General features: G+C 33.9%; 12 protein-coding genes and 1 tRNA gene. 11 read left to right on the forward strand and 2 right to left on the reverse strand.

The features are described 5' to 3' along the window. Positions 1 to 14: 14 nt before the first annotated feature. From lgt to whiA, 7 genes are all read left to right on the forward strand, one after another. Positions 15 to 845: a prolipoprotein diacylglyceryl transferase gene (lgt, locus tag ACWCL1_RS07210; protein ID WP_454546231.1), complete on the forward strand. Its 831-nt coding sequence runs from the start codon at positions 15 to 17 to the stop codon at positions 843 to 845. A gap of 109 nt (positions 846 to 954) precedes the next feature. After that, on the forward strand, positions 955 to 2,682 hold the full coding sequence (locus ACWCL1_RS07215) for a phospho-sugar mutase (protein ID WP_454546232.1): 1,728 nt from the start codon (positions 955 to 957) through the stop codon (positions 2,680 to 2,682). A 199-nt stretch (positions 2,683 to 2,881) separates the two neighbouring features. Further along, on the forward strand, positions 2,882 to 4,879 hold the full coding sequence (gene uvrB, locus ACWCL1_RS07220; RefSeq protein WP_454546233.1) for an excinuclease ABC subunit UvrB: 1,998 nt from the start codon (positions 2,882 to 2,884) through the stop codon (positions 4,877 to 4,879). A gap of 15 nt (positions 4,880 to 4,894) precedes the next feature. Then, entirely contained in the window at positions 4,895 to 7,720 is a 2,826-nt protein-coding gene (gene uvrA, locus ACWCL1_RS07225) for an excinuclease ABC subunit UvrA (RefSeq protein WP_454546234.1), read from the forward strand. A 71-nt stretch (positions 7,721 to 7,791) separates the two neighbouring features. Next, the gene (rapZ, locus tag ACWCL1_RS07230; RefSeq protein ID WP_454546235.1) at positions 7,792 to 8,676 is read left to right on the forward strand and encodes an RNase adapter RapZ; all 885 of its coding nucleotides are present in this window, start codon (positions 7,792 to 7,794) and stop codon (positions 8,674 to 8,676) included. After that, complete coding sequence (locus tag ACWCL1_RS07235; RefSeq protein WP_454546236.1) at positions 8,673 to 9,665, forward strand: gluconeogenesis factor YvcK family protein; 993 nt, start codon at positions 8,673 to 8,675, stop codon at positions 9,663 to 9,665. The genes rapZ and ACWCL1_RS07235 overlap by 4 nt, the downstream gene beginning before the upstream one ends. Positions 9,666 to 9,682: 17 nt before the next feature. Beyond that, positions 9,683 to 10,615 (forward strand): DNA-binding protein WhiA, encoded by a 933-nt coding sequence (gene whiA / locus ACWCL1_RS07240; protein WP_454546237.1) that lies wholly within the window; start codon positions 9,683 to 9,685, stop codon positions 10,613 to 10,615. A gap of 49 nt (positions 10,616 to 10,664) precedes the next feature. On the opposite strand, the gene clpP is transcribed toward whiA, so the two are convergent. Next, positions 10,665 to 11,258: an ATP-dependent Clp endopeptidase proteolytic subunit ClpP gene (clpP, locus tag ACWCL1_RS07245; RefSeq protein WP_454546238.1), complete on the reverse strand. Its 594-nt coding sequence runs from the start codon at positions 11,256 to 11,258 to the stop codon at positions 10,665 to 10,667. A 254-nt stretch (positions 11,259 to 11,512) separates the two neighbouring features. Between clpP and ACWCL1_RS07250 the strand changes: the two genes are divergently transcribed. Together ACWCL1_RS07250 and ACWCL1_RS07255 are read left to right on the forward strand one after the other, a co-directional pair. After that, positions 11,513 to 12,922: an MFS transporter gene (locus ACWCL1_RS07250; protein ID WP_454546239.1), complete on the forward strand. Its 1,410-nt coding sequence runs from the start codon at positions 11,513 to 11,515 to the stop codon at positions 12,920 to 12,922. A 196-nt stretch (positions 12,923 to 13,118) separates the two neighbouring features. Continuing rightward, entirely contained in the window at positions 13,119 to 14,354 is a 1,236-nt protein-coding gene (locus tag ACWCL1_RS07255) for an MFS transporter (protein ID WP_454546240.1), read from the forward strand. Positions 14,355 to 14,391: 37 nt separating this feature from the next. On the opposite strand, the gene rpoN is transcribed toward ACWCL1_RS07255, so the two are convergent. Then, complete coding sequence (gene rpoN, locus ACWCL1_RS07260) at positions 14,392 to 15,672, reverse strand: RNA polymerase factor sigma-54 (protein ID WP_454546241.1); 1,281 nt, start codon at positions 15,670 to 15,672, stop codon at positions 14,392 to 14,394. Positions 15,673 to 15,742: 70 nt separating this feature from the next. Between rpoN and ACWCL1_RS07265 the strand changes: the two genes are divergently transcribed. Both ACWCL1_RS07265 and ACWCL1_RS07270 read left to right on the forward strand, forming a co-directional pair. Continuing rightward, positions 15,743 to 15,814, forward strand: a tRNA-Arg gene (locus tag ACWCL1_RS07265). Between the two features lie 274 nt (positions 15,815 to 16,088). Continuing rightward, the coding region (locus tag ACWCL1_RS07270) for a glyceraldehyde 3-phosphate dehydrogenase NAD-binding domain-containing protein (RefSeq protein WP_454546244.1) at positions 16,089 to 16,184 on the forward strand (96 nt) is incomplete at its 3' end.

The following is a 16,184-nucleotide window of genomic DNA, read 5'->3' on the forward strand; positions in this document are numbered from 1 at the left end:
GAAGAAGGACCAATGTGTTAACTTTAAAAGGAGCAATCGATCCGATTGCATTTAATTTCGGACCAATTATGGTTCATTGGTATGGAATAATTATTGCTACTGGTGTATTTTTAGCGGTAGTGTTGTCGATTCGTGAAGGAAATCGACGTGGATTAGATGAAGAAAACATCTATGATTATCTTCTTTGGGGATTGCCCATTGCAATTATTTGTGCACGAATTTACTATGTTGTTTTTCAATGGCCATATTATTCAGTTCATCCTGATATGATTTATCGAATTTGGGATGGAGGAATTGCAATTTATGGTGGATTAATTGGAGCAGCAATTGTTTTAGTGATTTTTTGTAAAAAACGGCAAATTTCTGCTTGGGAGTTTTTAGATATTATTGCACCTACTGTAATTATGGCCCAAGGAATTGGACGATGGGGTAATTTTATTAATCAAGAGGCTCATGGTGCACTTACAACTTTGTCATTTTTACAAGATACTTTGCATTTGCCTAATTTTATCGTGCAGCAAATGTGCATTAATGGAACCTATTATCAACCTACCTTTTTATATGAGTCGGTTTGGGACATTTTAGGTTTTATATTATTATTAGCATTACGACACCGTAAACATTTATTTAAGCGTGGAGAAATTTTTCTCACTTATATAATGTGGTATTCATTTGGAAGATTCTTTATTGAGGGCATGCGAACAGATAGTTTAATGCTTGGACCATTACGAATTTCGCAATGGCTATCATTTATTTTCTTTTTTACTGCATTAATTTTGTGGGTTGTTCGTCGAAAAAAAACACAACAACCTTATTATTTAGATGAAAAGGCGATTAATCCATAAGAAAACGTTAATATTGTTTCGATAAAAACGCTTTTATAGTAAAATTAAAAATGAACTCTAAAAATATCAGTTATCGAATAAATAAAATTTAGTTTTGGAAGGTGATAATATGAGTTGGGAAGAAAATTATCAAACTTGGGTTAACTACTCAGACTTAGTACCAGATTTAAAAGCAAATCTTGAACAATTAAAAGATAATAAAGAAGAATTAGAAGATGCATTTTATACACCACTAGAATTTGGAACTGCAGGAATGCGGGGCGTTTTAGGTGCAGGAATTAATCGCATGAATATTTATACAGTGCGCCAAGCAACTGAAGGATTAGCACTTTTTATGGAAACTCTTGATGAAGAAACTAGAAAACGCGGAGTAGCAATTAGCTATGATTCTAGACATTATTCACAAGAATTTGCATTTGATGCTGCCCGCGTTTTAGGTGCTCATGGAATTCCAACTTTTGTTTTTGAAAGTTTACGTCCTACACCAGAACTATCATTTACAGTGCGCCACTTACATACATATGCTGGCATTATGATTACTGCTAGTCATAATCCTAAACAATATAATGGTTACAAAATTTATGGCGAAGATGGAGCTCAAATGCCACCAAAAGAATCAGATATGATTACAAAATATATTCGGCAAGTAAAAGATATTTTTGCTATCGAAGTTGCCAATCAAGATGCCTTGATTGGAGATGGCATTATGACTATTATTGGTGACGAAATTGATCAAGCATATTTAGCTGAAGTCAACCAAGTAACAATTAACCGCGAACTAGTCGCACAAGAAGGTAAGACCATGAAATTGATCTTTACTCCGCTTCATGGGACTGGTGCAATGCTTGGAGAAAAAGCATTGAAACAAGTTGGTTTTGAAAACTTTACAATGGTTCCACAACAAACAATGCCAGATCCAGACTTTTCAACTATTGATAAACCTAATCCAGAAGATCCAGCAGCCTTTGATTTGGCAATTGAATTAGGTAAAAAAGAAGGCGCTGATTTATTGATTGGGGTTGATCCAGATGCTGACCGTTTAGGAGCAGCTGTCCGACAACCAGATGGCGAATACAAACTATTGACGGGTAACCAAATTGCAGCAATTATGTTAAATTACATTTTAACTGCACATCAAAATGCTGGCACTTTACCTCAAAATGCAGCTGCGGTAAAATCAATTGTTTCAAGTGAATTTGCAACTAAAGTCGCAGCAGACTTCAATGTTGAAATGATTAATGTATTAACTGGTTTCAAGTTTATTGCTGAACAAATCAAAAACTTTGAAGATACTGGTGATCATACATTTATGTTTGGGTTTGAAGAAAGTTATGGCTACTTAATTCGTCCATTTGTCCGTGATAAAGATGCCATTCAATCACTTGTAATGTTAGCCGAAGTAGCAGCCTTTTATAAGAAACAAGGCATGAATTTATATGACGGCTTACAAGAATTATTTGAAAAATATGGTTACTTTGCTGAAAAAACATTATCATTAACTTTTGATGGAGTTGAGGGTGCCCAAGAAATCAAAAATTTAATGACTAAATTTAGAGAAGAATCACCTACAGAATTTGCTGGTTACAAAGTTGTGGCACTTGAAGACTTTGAAAAATCAACTAAAACACATGCAGATGGTTCAGTAGAACAAATTAACTTACCACAATCTAATGTATTAAAATATATTTTAGAAGATGGTACTTGGATTGCAGTTCGCCCTTCAGGAACAGAACCAAAAATTAAGTTTTATATTGGGACTCAAGCAAATACTCAAGATGAAGCTTTTGCAAAACGGCAACAATTTGAAGATACTGTAATGGCCTTTGTTAAAGGCTAATAATAGTTAAATTAAAGCCCATCAACTAAGAATAAAATGACAAATAATTAATTTGAAATTTTGAATCTTAGTTGATGGGCTTGTTTTAAAATAAATTGTTGAAAATTTATTTACAAAAGTAAACAACTGATTATGCGAAAATACGTTCGATGTGATAAAATATCTAGTACTGAGATTTTGAAGAAGGGAGTTTGAAACTGTGATTGAAAGACAAGCGGATCAAAAATTTGATTTAGTTGCTCCATATGAACCTACTGGTGATCAACCTAAAGCAATTAAGGAGTTAACAGCGGGATTAAAAAAGGGAGAAAAATCTCAAATTTTACTTGGAGCTACAGGAACCGGAAAAACATTCACAATTGCAAATGTGATTAAAAATAACAATAAACCAACGCTTGTATTGGCGCATAATAAAACTCTTGCAGGCCAATTGTATGGTGAGTTAAAGGAATTCTTTCCTCATAATGCAGTTGAATATTTTGTCAGTTATTATGATTTTTATCAGCCTGAAGCTTATGTTCCTTCAAGTGATACGTACATTGAAAAAGACTCAAGTATTAATGATGAAATTGATAAATTACGCCACTCAGCAACAAGTGCATTATTAGAACGAAATGACGTAATCGTGGTTGCATCTGTTTCATCTATTTTTGGTTTAGGGAGTCCGTTTGAGTATCAAAAACATACGATTTCGTTACGAGTAGGGCAAGAAATAGATCGGGACCAATTGTTAAAAGATCTTGTTGATATTCAATATGAACGCAATGATATTGATTTTCAACGGGGACGTTTTCGGGTTCGTGGAGATGTGGTTGAAATTTTCCCTGCTTCTCACGATGATCGGGCTTTAAGAGTTGAATTTTTTGGTGATGAAATTGATCGCATTCGCGAAATTGATCCCCTTACAGGTGAAGTTTTTGGTGATCGCAATCACGTTGCAATTTTCCCTGCAACTCACTTTATGACAAATGAAGATCAATTAGAACATGCGATTAATGGAATTGAAGCCGAATTAGATGCACGCGCAAAAGAATTGCATGATGAAGGCAAATTGCTAGAAGAACAACGCTTAAAGCAACGGACAACTTATGACATTGAAATGTTAAAAGAGATGGGTTACACTTCAGGAATTGAAAATTATTCAAGACACATGGATGGACGTAAGCCAGGTGAACCGCCATACACATTGTTAGATTTCTTCCCTAAAGATTTTTTAATTGTTGTGGATGAATCTCACGTTACAATGCCTCAAGTGCGCGGAATGTATAATGCGGACATTTCACGTAAACAAATGTTAGTTGACTATGGTTTTAGATTACCAAGTGCATTAGATAACCGACCATTAAAATTAGCAGAATTTGAAAACCATGTTCATCAAATTATTTATATGTCGGCTACCCCAGGACCATATGAAAAGGAACAAACTAATCATGTAGTTGAACAAATCATTCGTCCAACTGGATTACTTGATCCTCAAATTGAAGTTCGTCCGGTAATGGGACAAATGGATGATTTAGTTGGCGAAATCAATCAACGCGTAGAAAATGATGAACGCGTTTTTGTAACCACCCTGACTAAAAAAATGGCAGAAGATTTAACTGATTATTTTAAAGAATTAGGAATTCGGGTTAAGTATCTTCACTCAGACATTAAAACCTTGGAAAGAACCAAGATCATCCGTGATTTACGTTTAGGTAAATTTGATGTGTTGATTGGAATTAATTTATTACGTGAAGGAATTGATGTTCCGGAAGTATCGTTAGTTGCAATTTTAGATGCTGATAAAGAAGGCTTTTTACGTAACGAACGGTCGTTAATTCAAACGATTGGTCGTGCTGCACGTAATGTCAATGGACATGTAATTATGTATGCTGATGAGATCACTGATTCAATGCAAGCCGCAATTGATGAAACTAAACGGCGGCGTTCAATTCAAGAAGCATATAATAAAAAGCATCATATTGTACCAAAGACTGTCAAAAAAGATGTGCGGGCACAAATTTCAGTAATGAATAATGAAAAAGATGATGATTCTGTTGATACTGATGTAGAGTTCAGTAAGATGAATAAGGCAGAGCAACAAGAAATGATTGAAAGATTGAAACAACAAATGCAACAAGCTGCAAAAGACTTAAACTTTGAAGAGGCAGCCTCATTGCGTGATACGATTTTAGAATTAGAAGCTCAAATAAGCTAGATAAGGAGTAATAGTTTGGCACAAGATAAAATTATCATTCGAGGCGCAAGAGCGCATAATTTGAAAGATATTGATGTTACTATTCCCAAAAATAAACTTGTAGTAATTACGGGATTGTCAGGTTCGGGAAAAAGCTCATTGGCATTTGACACATTGTATGCAGAAGGTCAAAGAAGATATGTTGAAAGCTTATCTTCATATGCACGCCAATTTTTAGGACAAATGGAAAAGCCAGATGTAGATTCAATTGATGGATTATCTCCGGCAATTTCAATTAATCAAAAAACAACTTCCAAAAATCCGCGTTCAACAGTTGGAACTGTAACTGAAATTACGGATTATTTACGCCTTTTGTGGGCACGTGTAGGAACTCCGATTTGTCCTAATGATGGTCACCAAATTACCAGCCAATCATCTGAACAAATTGTTGATCAAATTATGAATTTGCCAGAAAGATCTAAGATTCAAGTTTTAGCACCAGTTATTCAAGAGAAAAAAGGACAACATAAAAATGTCTTTAAGAAAATTCAAAGTGAAGGTTTTGTGCGGGTGATGGTTGATGGTCAAATTCATGAAATTGATGAAGAATTTGAGTTAGATAAAAATAAAAAACATACTATTTCGGTTGTGATTGATCGAATTATTATTAAGGAAGGCATTCGCTCCCGGTTATTCGATTCTGTGGAAGCGGCTTTAAAATTAACTAATGGATATGTTGCAATTGATGTAATTGGCGATCAAGTGTTGCAATTTTCAGAACATTTGGCATGTCCCTACTGTGGTTTTTCAATTAAAGAACTTGAACCACGGTTATTTTCATTCAACGCCCCATTTGGAGCATGTCCAGAGTGTGATGGTTTAGGTGAAAAAATTGAAGTTGATGCTGATTTAGTTGTCCCTGATAAAAGTAAAACCCTTGCTCAAGGTGCAATTGTGCCCTGGGGACCAAGTAGTTCAAAATACTATTATTCATTGTTAGAACAATACTGCAAGTTTGCAGGAATTGACATGGATACTTCTTTTGAAAAATTACCTCAAGAACAACAAAAAGCGTTGTTAAATGGTGATTCACGGACATTTCATTTTCACTTTAAAAATGATTTTGGCAAAGTGCGTGATGTGGATATGGAATACGAGGGAATCATTGCAAACATTGATCGGCGCTATCATGATTCAAATAGTATGTTTAATCAAAATATTTTACGTCAATATATGACTAGTCAACAGTGTAAGGCATGTCATGGGTACCGGTTAAATCCTCAAGCATTGGCAGTTAAAATTGATGGCTTGCACATTGGTGAAGTTTCTGACTTACCAGTTGAAAAAGCACTGACATTTTTTGATAAACAACAGTTTAGTGAACAAAAAGAACAAATTGCGCGTCCAATTTTAAAAGAATTACATGATCGCTTAACCTTTTTGAAAAATGTAGGTTTAGACTATTTGACTTTAAGTCGTTCGGCCCGCACCTTATCTGGGGGTGAGGCTCAACGAATTAGGTTAGCCACCCAAATTGGCTCTAACTTGTCAGGGGTAATTTACGTTTTAGATGAACCTTCAATTGGATTACACCAACGTGATAATGATCGCTTAATTGCATCATTAAAAGCCATGCGTGATTTAGGAAATACTTTAATTGTGGTAGAACATGATGAGGATACGATGAAAGCTGCTGATTATTTAATTGACATTGGACCAGGTGCAGGTGCAAATGGTGGAAAAGTCATGGCAGCAGGTACGCCTAAACAAGTAATGCGGAAAAAATTATCATTAACTGGCCAATATTTATCAGGAAAGAAATTCATTCCAGTTCCAGATAAACGCCGTCAAGGTAATGGACAAATGCTTAAGTTATATGGCGCTTGTGAAAATAATTTAAAAGATATTGACGTAGAGTTTCCGCTTGGTGAATTTATTGCTGTTACGGGTGTTTCTGGTTCAGGAAAATCAACTTTAGTTAACCAAATTTTAGAACGTGTTTTGGCACAAAAAATTAATCATAATACAACTGATAAACCAGGAAAATATCGTAAAATTACTGGAGTAGATCATTTAGACAAGGTGATTAATATTGATCAATCTCCAATTGGAAGAACTCCACGAAGTAATCCTGCCACTTATACAGGTGTATTTGATGATATTCGAGGGTTATTTGCCCAAACCAATCAAGCGAAAATGCGGGGATACAATAAGGGAAGATTCAGTTTCAATGTTAAAGGTGGTCGTTGTGAAACTTGTAAAGGTGACGGGATCATAAAAATTGAAATGAATTTTTTACCAGATATTTACGTTGATTGTGAAGTGTGTCATGGTTCAAGATTTAATTCTGAAACTTTGGAAGTAGAGTATAAAGGTAAAAATATTGCTGAAGTATTGAATATGACTGTGGATGAAGCCTTAGATTTCTTTGATGCTATTCCTAAAATCAAACGAAAATTGCAAACTATCTCAGATGTTGGCTTAGGTTACGTTCATTTAGGGCAATCAGCTACGACCCTTTCTGGTGGTGAAGCTCAGCGGATGAAATTGGCATCTGAATTGCATAAAAAGGCTACAGGAAAGACATTGTATATCTTAGATGAACCTACTACGGGCTTGCATTCAGATGATATCAACCGGTTGTTGAAAGTTTTACAACGGCTTGTGGATAAAGGAAATACTGTTTTAGTGATTGAACATAATCTAGATGTAATTAAAAATGCAGATCATTTAATTGATTTAGGTCCAGAAGGTGGCGAAGGGGGCGGAACAATTGTAGTGACTGGAACTCCAGAAGAAGTGGCTCAAAATGATCACAGTTATACTGGAAAATATTTAAAACAAATCTTAAATAAACGTTAAAAAAATGCGATAATAGACTGTAAGTGATGAAAATTTTTGGATTGTAATGTACATTGAGGGAGGAAATCACAATGAGTGAACCAAATGAATTAGTAATTGTTACTGGAATGAGTGGTGCGGGGAAAACCGTGGCAATGCAAAGTTTTGAAGATTTAGGCTACTTTTGTGTAGATAACATGCCTCCTAAATTGCTTCCAAAACTATGGGAATTAGTAACTGAAGCTGGTAAAATTCATAAAGTTGCTTTGGTAGTAGATTTACGTGCACGTAATTTTTACGATGAAATTAATGAGATTTTGCCTGAATTACAAGCACATCATGAAATCAATACTCGCATTTTATTTTTAGATGCTTCAGATGAAGAATTAGTTGCACGGTATAAAGAAACCCGGCGTGCTCATCCGTTATCACGTGAGAGTCGTCCTTTAGATGGTATTCGACGTGAGCGCGAATTGTTAGCAGGAATTAAAACGCAAGCACAAATGGTTGTGGATACAAGCAAGTTGTCTCCACGACAATTACGAGAAGAAATTTTTCACATATTTGAAACTGACAGTGATTATCCATTTCATATCGATGTAATGTCATTTGGATTTAAGTATGGTTTACCAATTGATGCTGATATTGTTATGGATGTACGTTTTTTACCAAATCCATATTATGTGCCTGAATTAAGGAGTAAAACGGGGCTTGATAAGCCCGTGTATGATTATGTAATGGATTCGGATAAAACAGAAGAATTTTTTACTAACTTTAAGGCGCTTTTAAAAACAGTAATTCCTGGTTATATCAAAGAGGGAAAAACGAGCGTAGTAATTGCAATTGGCTGTACTGGTGGGCAACATCGTTCTGTTGCACTTACTCAGCGCATCGGAAATTATTTAAAGGAAAGATATCAAGTTTCAATCTCTCATCGTGATATTAATCGCAGAAAGGAGACTGTAAACCGCTCATGAGTAGAATACGACCAAAGATTGTAATGATTGGTGGCGGAACGGGTCTTCCCGTAATTTTAAAGGGGCTAAAAAAGCAAAATGTAGATATTACAGCTGTAGTAACAGTAGCTGACGATGGAGGCTCTTCTGGGGTAATTCGTGATTATATTAACGTAGTTCCTCCAGGAGATATTCGAAATGCCATGGTTGCATTGTCCGAATTGCCTTCAATTTATAAAGAAATTTTTCAGTATCGATTTAAAAGTAATGACCAATTTTTTTCAGGACATGCAATTGGAAATTTAATTATTGCGGCACTTTCAGAAATGGATCATGATGATATTTTTGAAGCCGTTCAACAGCTTTCAGAAATGATGAAAGTTGACGGTCATGTGTATCCGGCATCTAATACACCATTAACGTTAAATGCGCGTTTTGACGATGGGACTACCCTTGCAGGTGAATCAGAAATTTCAGCAGCAGGTAAGACAATCAAAAACGTTTGGGTAACAGCAATTGATGATACTAAACCAAAGGCAGTTCCAGAGGTAATTGATGCAATTTTAAATGCTGATCAAATTGTATTGGGACCAGGAAGTTTATTTACTAGTATTTTACCTAACTTAATGATTAGCAATGTAGGTGAAGCAGTTTTAAAAAGTAATGCTGAAGTTGTCTATATTTGTAATATTATGACGCAAAAAGGTGAAACTGAACACTTCACAGATGCGCAACACGTACGGGTATTACATGAACATTTACACCAAAAATTCATTAATACTGTACTTGTTAATACTGAATCGGTACCAGATGATTATATGGATCGTCAAAAGTATGATGAATACCTAGAACAAGTTAAGCATGATTTTAAGGGATTACGTGAAGAAGGATGCCGGGTAATTTCAGATAACTTTTTAGAATTAAAAAATCACGGTGTATTTCATGATGGTAATCAAGTTGTTTTAGAATTAATGCAATTATTAGGACGACCTCAATCATGGATTAACTAAAGAAAGGATGAGTTGAGTTGTCCTATGCAAGTGATGTAAAAAAAGAATTAACAATGCTAGAAGTTCATGAAGAAGGGAATGGTAAAGCGGAGTTAATGGCACTCATTCGCATGAATGGCTCATTGAGTATTGAAAATCATCATTTTGTGCTCTCGGTTCAAACGGAAAATCCGGCAACTGCACGGCGAATTTATAAGTTGCTTAAGCAATTTTATCACGTGGAAAGTGAATTGATTGTACGCCGGAAGATGAAGTTAAAGAAAAATAATTTGTACATTGTAAAATTGCGACACGATAGCGAACATGTTTTAAATGACTTAGATATTTTAAATGGACTTCAAATTGAACAGACTGTTCCGTTGCAATTTTTAGATAATGATTTAAAAGTACGTTCATATTTACGTGGAGCATTTTTAGCGACTGGATCAGTTAACAATCCTGAAACGGGACGTTATCATTTAGAAATTTATTCTTTATATGAAGAACACAATGATACAATTTGTGAAATGATGAATCGCTATCGCTTGAATGCAAGGAAAACTGAACGTAGAAGTGGGTACATTACGTATCTAAAAGAAGCAGAAAAAATTGCTGATTTTCTTTCATTAATTGGAGCAACTAATTCCATGCTAAAATTCGAAGATATCCGGATTGTTAGAGATATGCGCAATTCTGTAAATCGAATTGTAAATTGCGAAACAGCAAATTTGAATAAAGTTGCTGATGCTGCTAATAAGCAAATTGAAAATATTAAATTTCTAGATGAACAAATTGGATTAGATAAACTACCTGAAAAATTACAGGAAGTTGCGCGGGTTCGAGTTGCTCATCCAGAGTTAAGTTTAAAAGAATTAGGTGAGTTAGTTCCAGGTGGACCAATTTCTAAATCAGGAATCAATCACCGATTAAGAAAGATTAACGAAATGGCAGAAAAGCTAACTGCTAAATAATATAAATAGGGCTGTGACATTAGTCACAGCCCTATTTATTTAATAAATTTTATTTTTCTTTTTTCTTATTAACCATGATCTTGTCAATTAAACCATAATCAAGTGCTTGTTGAGCAGTCATAAAGTTATCACGATCAGTGTCTTGGTTAATTTTTTCAATTGACTGACCAGTGTGATCAGCTAAAATTTCATTAATCAATTCACGTGTCTTTAAGATGTGTTCAGCAGCAATTTGAATTTCAGTTGATTGACCTTGAGCACCACCAAGAGGTTGGTGAATCATAATTTCAGAGTGAGGTAATGCAAAACGTTTACCTTTTGTACCGGCAGTTGCCAAAATTGAAGCCATTGATGCAGCCATTCCCATAACAATTGTTTGCACGTCAGCATTAACAAAGTTCATAGTGTCATAAATAGCTAACCCAGCAGAAACTGAGCCACCAGGAGAGTTAATGTACATGTAAATATCTTTTTCTGAATCTTGAGCATCAAGGAAAAGTAATTGAGCGATAATGGCATTTGCCATATCATCATTAATTTCACCTGATACCATAATAATGCGATCTTTTAATAAACGTGAGTAAATGTCATATGCACGCTCGCCTTGTGCAGATTGTTCAATAACTGTTGGAACTAAATTCATTGAATTCGTCCTCCTTAATATTAAAATTACTGAATTAAGTTTATCACATAACTTAAGTTGATTATATTCTAACGCGTTGGTCAAAAAAGGTCAAATGAAGATACGGTTGTTGTTAATCTTTATGATTGTGAGGTGTTGATTAATAATGTGATAATAAAATTACAAATTCATTTAAAAAATATTAGAAATTAATTAAAAAGGGTGGTATAATAATTTTAACGTTTTAGTTAAATAAAAATTAAGGAGATGTTGCTATGTCTGGTATGCCTGCTTTGAACGATCCATCGTTACACTGGGAGAAAAGATATAAGCGAAATTGTTTTGTATATATTATAATTTATGGCCTTTTAGGGGCTGTAACGGGGATTACTAATGATACTTTGACATCATATTTAGATTTGGTTGCACCAAATGTTGTTACAAGATTAAATATTTATACTGCGATTGGTTCAGTATTAATGGCAATTATGTTGATTTATATTCATAAAACAGGTTATAAAAAAGTTTTAATTGTTGCACCAATTTTAACAATTGCAACGCTTTTTGCCATGATTTATAGCAACAACACAGAATTAATTGCGATTTCATATGCGATTTTAATGGCTGGAATAGGGATTTATGATTTTATGTATCCGTTGATGTATTCTGTTTATGTTCCACGTAAAATTAGAACGTTTATGATGTCAGCAGTAATGGTTACTAACTTAGTAACGCAAGCAATTGTAACCTTCTTTGGGGGTAAAGTGGTTGTTTGGGTTTTCAGTAATTTAATGCATGTTAGTTATAGTAAAGCTTCTGTTTTATCAGGAGATCAAGCGAAAATGACAGGTGACACTTTAAGTGCCTACATTACATCATATAAGTTAGTAATTTACATTGCCGTTGCTTTTACTGCACTTGCGTTTGTATGTTCATTGTTTTTAAAAGAACGTCCAAGTGATTATATTGAAACGGAAGCAGAATTAGAAGAAAGACAAGCTAAAAAAGCAGTTAACTTTAAGTTACTTGCTAAAAAAGACATTGTATTATTTGTAGTTTTTCTTGCATTAATTCGGTTTGGTGCTTATTTGATTACACCATACTTTTCAATTTACTTGAATAATTATTTACATATTCAACGGGGAACAGTTTCAACGATTATTACATTACAAACATTTGCGATGTTAATTGGATATACTTTTGCCCCATGGCTTGAAAGAAAACTGGGTTCAATTGTATCTATTTCAGTAATGACATTATCATGTGTTCCATTAATGTTTTTAATGGCACGGGGAAATATGTTTGGTTCAGGAGTAGCACTTGCAATTGGAATTATTTTGTTCTTACGTTCAGGACTAGCAAATGCTTCAATGCCAATTCAACAGTCATTGCAAATGGCATTAGTGCCTAAAAACTTACGACCTGCATTTAGTTCATTAATTACAATTGTTAATGCTGCTATGGGAATTATTGTTGGAATTTTCACTTCAACAGTGCTATTAAAGAGTCCATCAGGTTACGCAACTGCATATTATATTGCCGGTGGTTTTTATACTGTAGCATGTATTTTGCTATTAGTTTTGAAACGGAAATACAACTGGATTATGAAAAATGAAACTGCTGAAGAAAAAATTGAAGAAAAACAAGAAGAAGCTGCTGAGAAAGAAGAAGTATGTGAAGAGTAATCACATTGGGGAAGTTTAAATTTATTTCAGGGAATATAAAGTTGATCAAAAAAGGTTGTGGTATTTATCACAACCTTTTTTGATGCTTAATTAGAAAATTTTAATTTGATTTAATTTAGTATTCGAGTAAAATAGTTAAAGACATAGGTCAAAATAAACGATGCCCGTGAGCATTAATTTTGGAGGAATTATAGTTATGGAAAATTCAAACCAAACCAGTCTAAGTAAAAAGCAAAAACGGGTAATTGCTTCTACTGCGACTGGTTTTTCTTTTGAAAACATGGATTTTAATTTCATGTCTTTTGCTTTATCATCAATTATTGTCAGCTTAGGAATTTCAACTACTGAAGCTGGCTTTATTAATACCATTACTAATCTAGGAATGTTACTTGGTGGATTAGTTTTTGGGATTTTAAGTGATAAGTATGGTCGGGTCAAAATTTTCTCATATACGATTTTTATTTTTGCCGGTGCGACCGCTTTAATGTACTTTGCCAATAATATTTATTGGATCTACATTTTACGATTCATTGTTGGATTTGGTGAAGGAGGCGAATATGGAGTTGGAATGGCGTTAATCGCTGAACACTTCTCTGAAAAACAATATGGTCGGATGACTGCAATTGCAAGTATTGGTGGTCAGTTAGGTGGGATTTTAGCTGCAATTTTATCAGCAATTATCTTACCACGATTTGGATGGCATGTGCTTTTCTTAATTGGAGTTTTCCCTGTTATTTTAGCGTTCTTCATTCGAAAAGGACTAAAAGAAAGTGATGCTTTCTTAAAAAATCAAGCTAAAGAAGATAAACCTAAAGTTTCATTTAGTCGCTTATTTGAAAATGGCCGGATGGCAGCTCAAACTTTAGGATTGATTTTCATGTTAATTGTTCAAACTGGTGGCTACTATGGTTTAATGAACTGGTTACCAACAATTGTGCAAAAACAACTAGGAATTACAGTCCAAGGATCGTCACTATGGATGATTTCAACCATTGTTGGTATGTGTATTGGAATGTTTGTTTTTGGAAATATTTTAGATCATTTAGGACCACGTAAATCATTTGGAATTTTCTTGATTGGAGCTGCATTTGTAATTTATGCTTTAATCCAAGCAAGAAACATGGTTGAACTTGTTATTTTAGGTGCCATTGTGGGATTTTTTGCCAATGGAATGTATGGTGGCTATGGTGCCATTATGAATTACCTATATCCAACTGATATTTCAGCAACAGCCAATAACTTTATTATGAATGTGGGAAAGGCAATCGGAAGTTTTTCAACACTTGTAATTGGATTTTTAATGACGAAATTTTCAATTGGAATTGTAATGGGCTTTTTATCAGTTATGTATTTACTAAGTTTTGTAGTAATGTTAATGATTCCTGGATTACGGGAAATGTCTAAAAAAGCTAAGAAAAATTCAAAAGAATAAAATGAAAAAGAATGCAGTCAGTTGATTGCATTCTTTTTTATAATATTTTGCGCTTAGAAGATGAGGGGATTCCAAGTTTAGTACGATATTTCGCAACGGTTCGCCGAGATAGTTTAATTTCTTTTGCTTTCAATAAATCAACAATTTTTTGATCAGATAAAGGTTGTTTTTTATTTTCATTATTAATCAATGTTTGAATTTGAGTTTGCACATCATTGGCACTTAAATTTTGATCTTCTGCATAATGCACAGCACTTGTAAAGAATGATTTTAATTCATAAATACCAAAATCTGTTTTTAAATATTTACCATTAACTGCACGACTAACTGTAGATTCATGCAGTTGAAGTTTTTGAGCAATATCGCGCAAAAGTAATGGTTTAAGTGGATGATTTTCATTGGTGAAAAACTCAAGTTGTTGCTCAACAATTGCTTTTCCAACCTTAAAAATTGTGTTAGTACGTTGATGAACTTGAGTTGTAATTTGAGTATACTCAGCTTTTTTATCTTTTAAAAATTTTTGTAACTCACCACTTTGATTATTAGCAAAACTATTAAAATAATTTTGTTTGAAAGTAACTTGTGGTTGGGCATATTTAGTCGATTTAAGTTCAATAGTTCCTTCAGTTACTTTAACAATCAAGTCAGGATAAAGATATTCAGTTTCATTATTTTGATACATCGCTCCTGGAGCAGGTGAAAGAGTCCGTACATAAATAAGAATCTTTTCGATTTCTGCAGTTGTAGTATGATATTTTTTAGCAATTTTATCCCATTTTTTCTCAGTAAAATCAGCGAAATCATTTTTTAAAATCGGATATGCCAATACTGGAGCAAAATCGTCTGATTCTGTTTGTAATAGTAAGCATTCCTGTAAATTGCGTGCACCAATTCCAGGGGGATCAAGTTGTTGGAGTAGCGTTAAAGCATCTTCAACCAATACTTTGTCAAATTTTTGTTTTTCATATAAATCATTAAAATTAAGATTTAAGTATCCATTATCATCTAAATTTTCAATTAAATAAATTACCATTGTCCGAATTGGAGTATCGCGCATTGTTAAGTGAACCTGATCAAGCAAATAATCGTCTAAAGATTGTTGATGCATATTTGCAGCAAATTGAGTAAAATCCACTTGAGTATCGCTTGAAGGAGCAAATGTTGAAACTTCAATAAATGGATTTTCTAATTCTTTTTGTTTTAAATATGAGTGTAATTCATCAGTAGTAGCCTTCAAAAGCCGAATTGATTGTTGCATTTGTTGAGTCATTGCAAGTTTTTGAACTTGATTTTGATTTAAATTTTGAGAAAATTTCATGATAGATTCCTCTCATATGAAAATTACAGTTGCAATTTTAGTATTAATAAGATAATATAATATAAGTAATGCGCCGATAGTGTAATGGATCGCACACAAGATTCCGGTTCTTGTAATCTGGGTTCGACTCCCAGTTGGCGCATTTATAGTTGAGGTTGTAACTGCGGTTGCAACCTTTTTTTAATTCTATTAAAATTTTATAAATAGTTGCAGCATTGTAATTATTGTACTCGGTTTTTGAGTGAAATGAAAGCGTAATTTGGAAACGATTTTAATCAATAATTTCAATTTAAGTGTTTATAAGTTGAATATGCTTGCAACTACATATTTTTACTGCTATAATTCAAAAGTGTTAAGGATAATTAATCTTATTAATGTCCTTTAGTATAAATTTACCTTTTAGGAGGAATATTAATATGACTACAAAAGTAGGTATTAATGGTTTTGGTCGTATCGGCCGTTTAGCATTCCGTCGCATTGCTGAAGTATCAGACAACTTGGAAATCGTTGCT

It is taken from the genome of Ligilactobacillus sp. LYQ135, from assembly GCF_053711055.1.

Bases quoted from the DNA above. Each gene is read 5' to 3' on its own strand.
- ACWCL1_RS07215 (WP_454546232.1), top strand. From the start codon at position 955: ATGAGTTGGGAAGAAAATTATCAAACTTGGGTTAACTACTCAGACTTA.
- rapZ (WP_454546235.1), top strand. From the start codon at position 7,792: ATGAGTGAACCAAATGAATTAGTAATTGTTACTGGAATGAGTGGTGCG.
- rpoN (WP_454546241.1), bottom strand. From the start codon at position 15,672: ATGAAATTTTCTCAAAATTTAAATCAAAATCAAGTTCAAAAACTTGCA.
- clpP (WP_454546238.1), bottom strand. From the start codon at position 11,258: ATGAATTTAGTTCCAACAGTTATTGAACAATCTGCACAAGGCGAGCGT.
- ACWCL1_RS07235 (WP_454546236.1), top strand. From the start codon at position 8,673: ATGAGTAGAATACGACCAAAGATTGTAATGATTGGTGGCGGAACGGGT.
- ACWCL1_RS07250 (WP_454546239.1), top strand. From the start codon at position 11,513: ATGTCTGGTATGCCTGCTTTGAACGATCCATCGTTACACTGGGAGAAA.
- ACWCL1_RS07255 (WP_454546240.1), top strand. From the start codon at position 13,119: ATGGAAAATTCAAACCAAACCAGTCTAAGTAAAAAGCAAAAACGGGTA.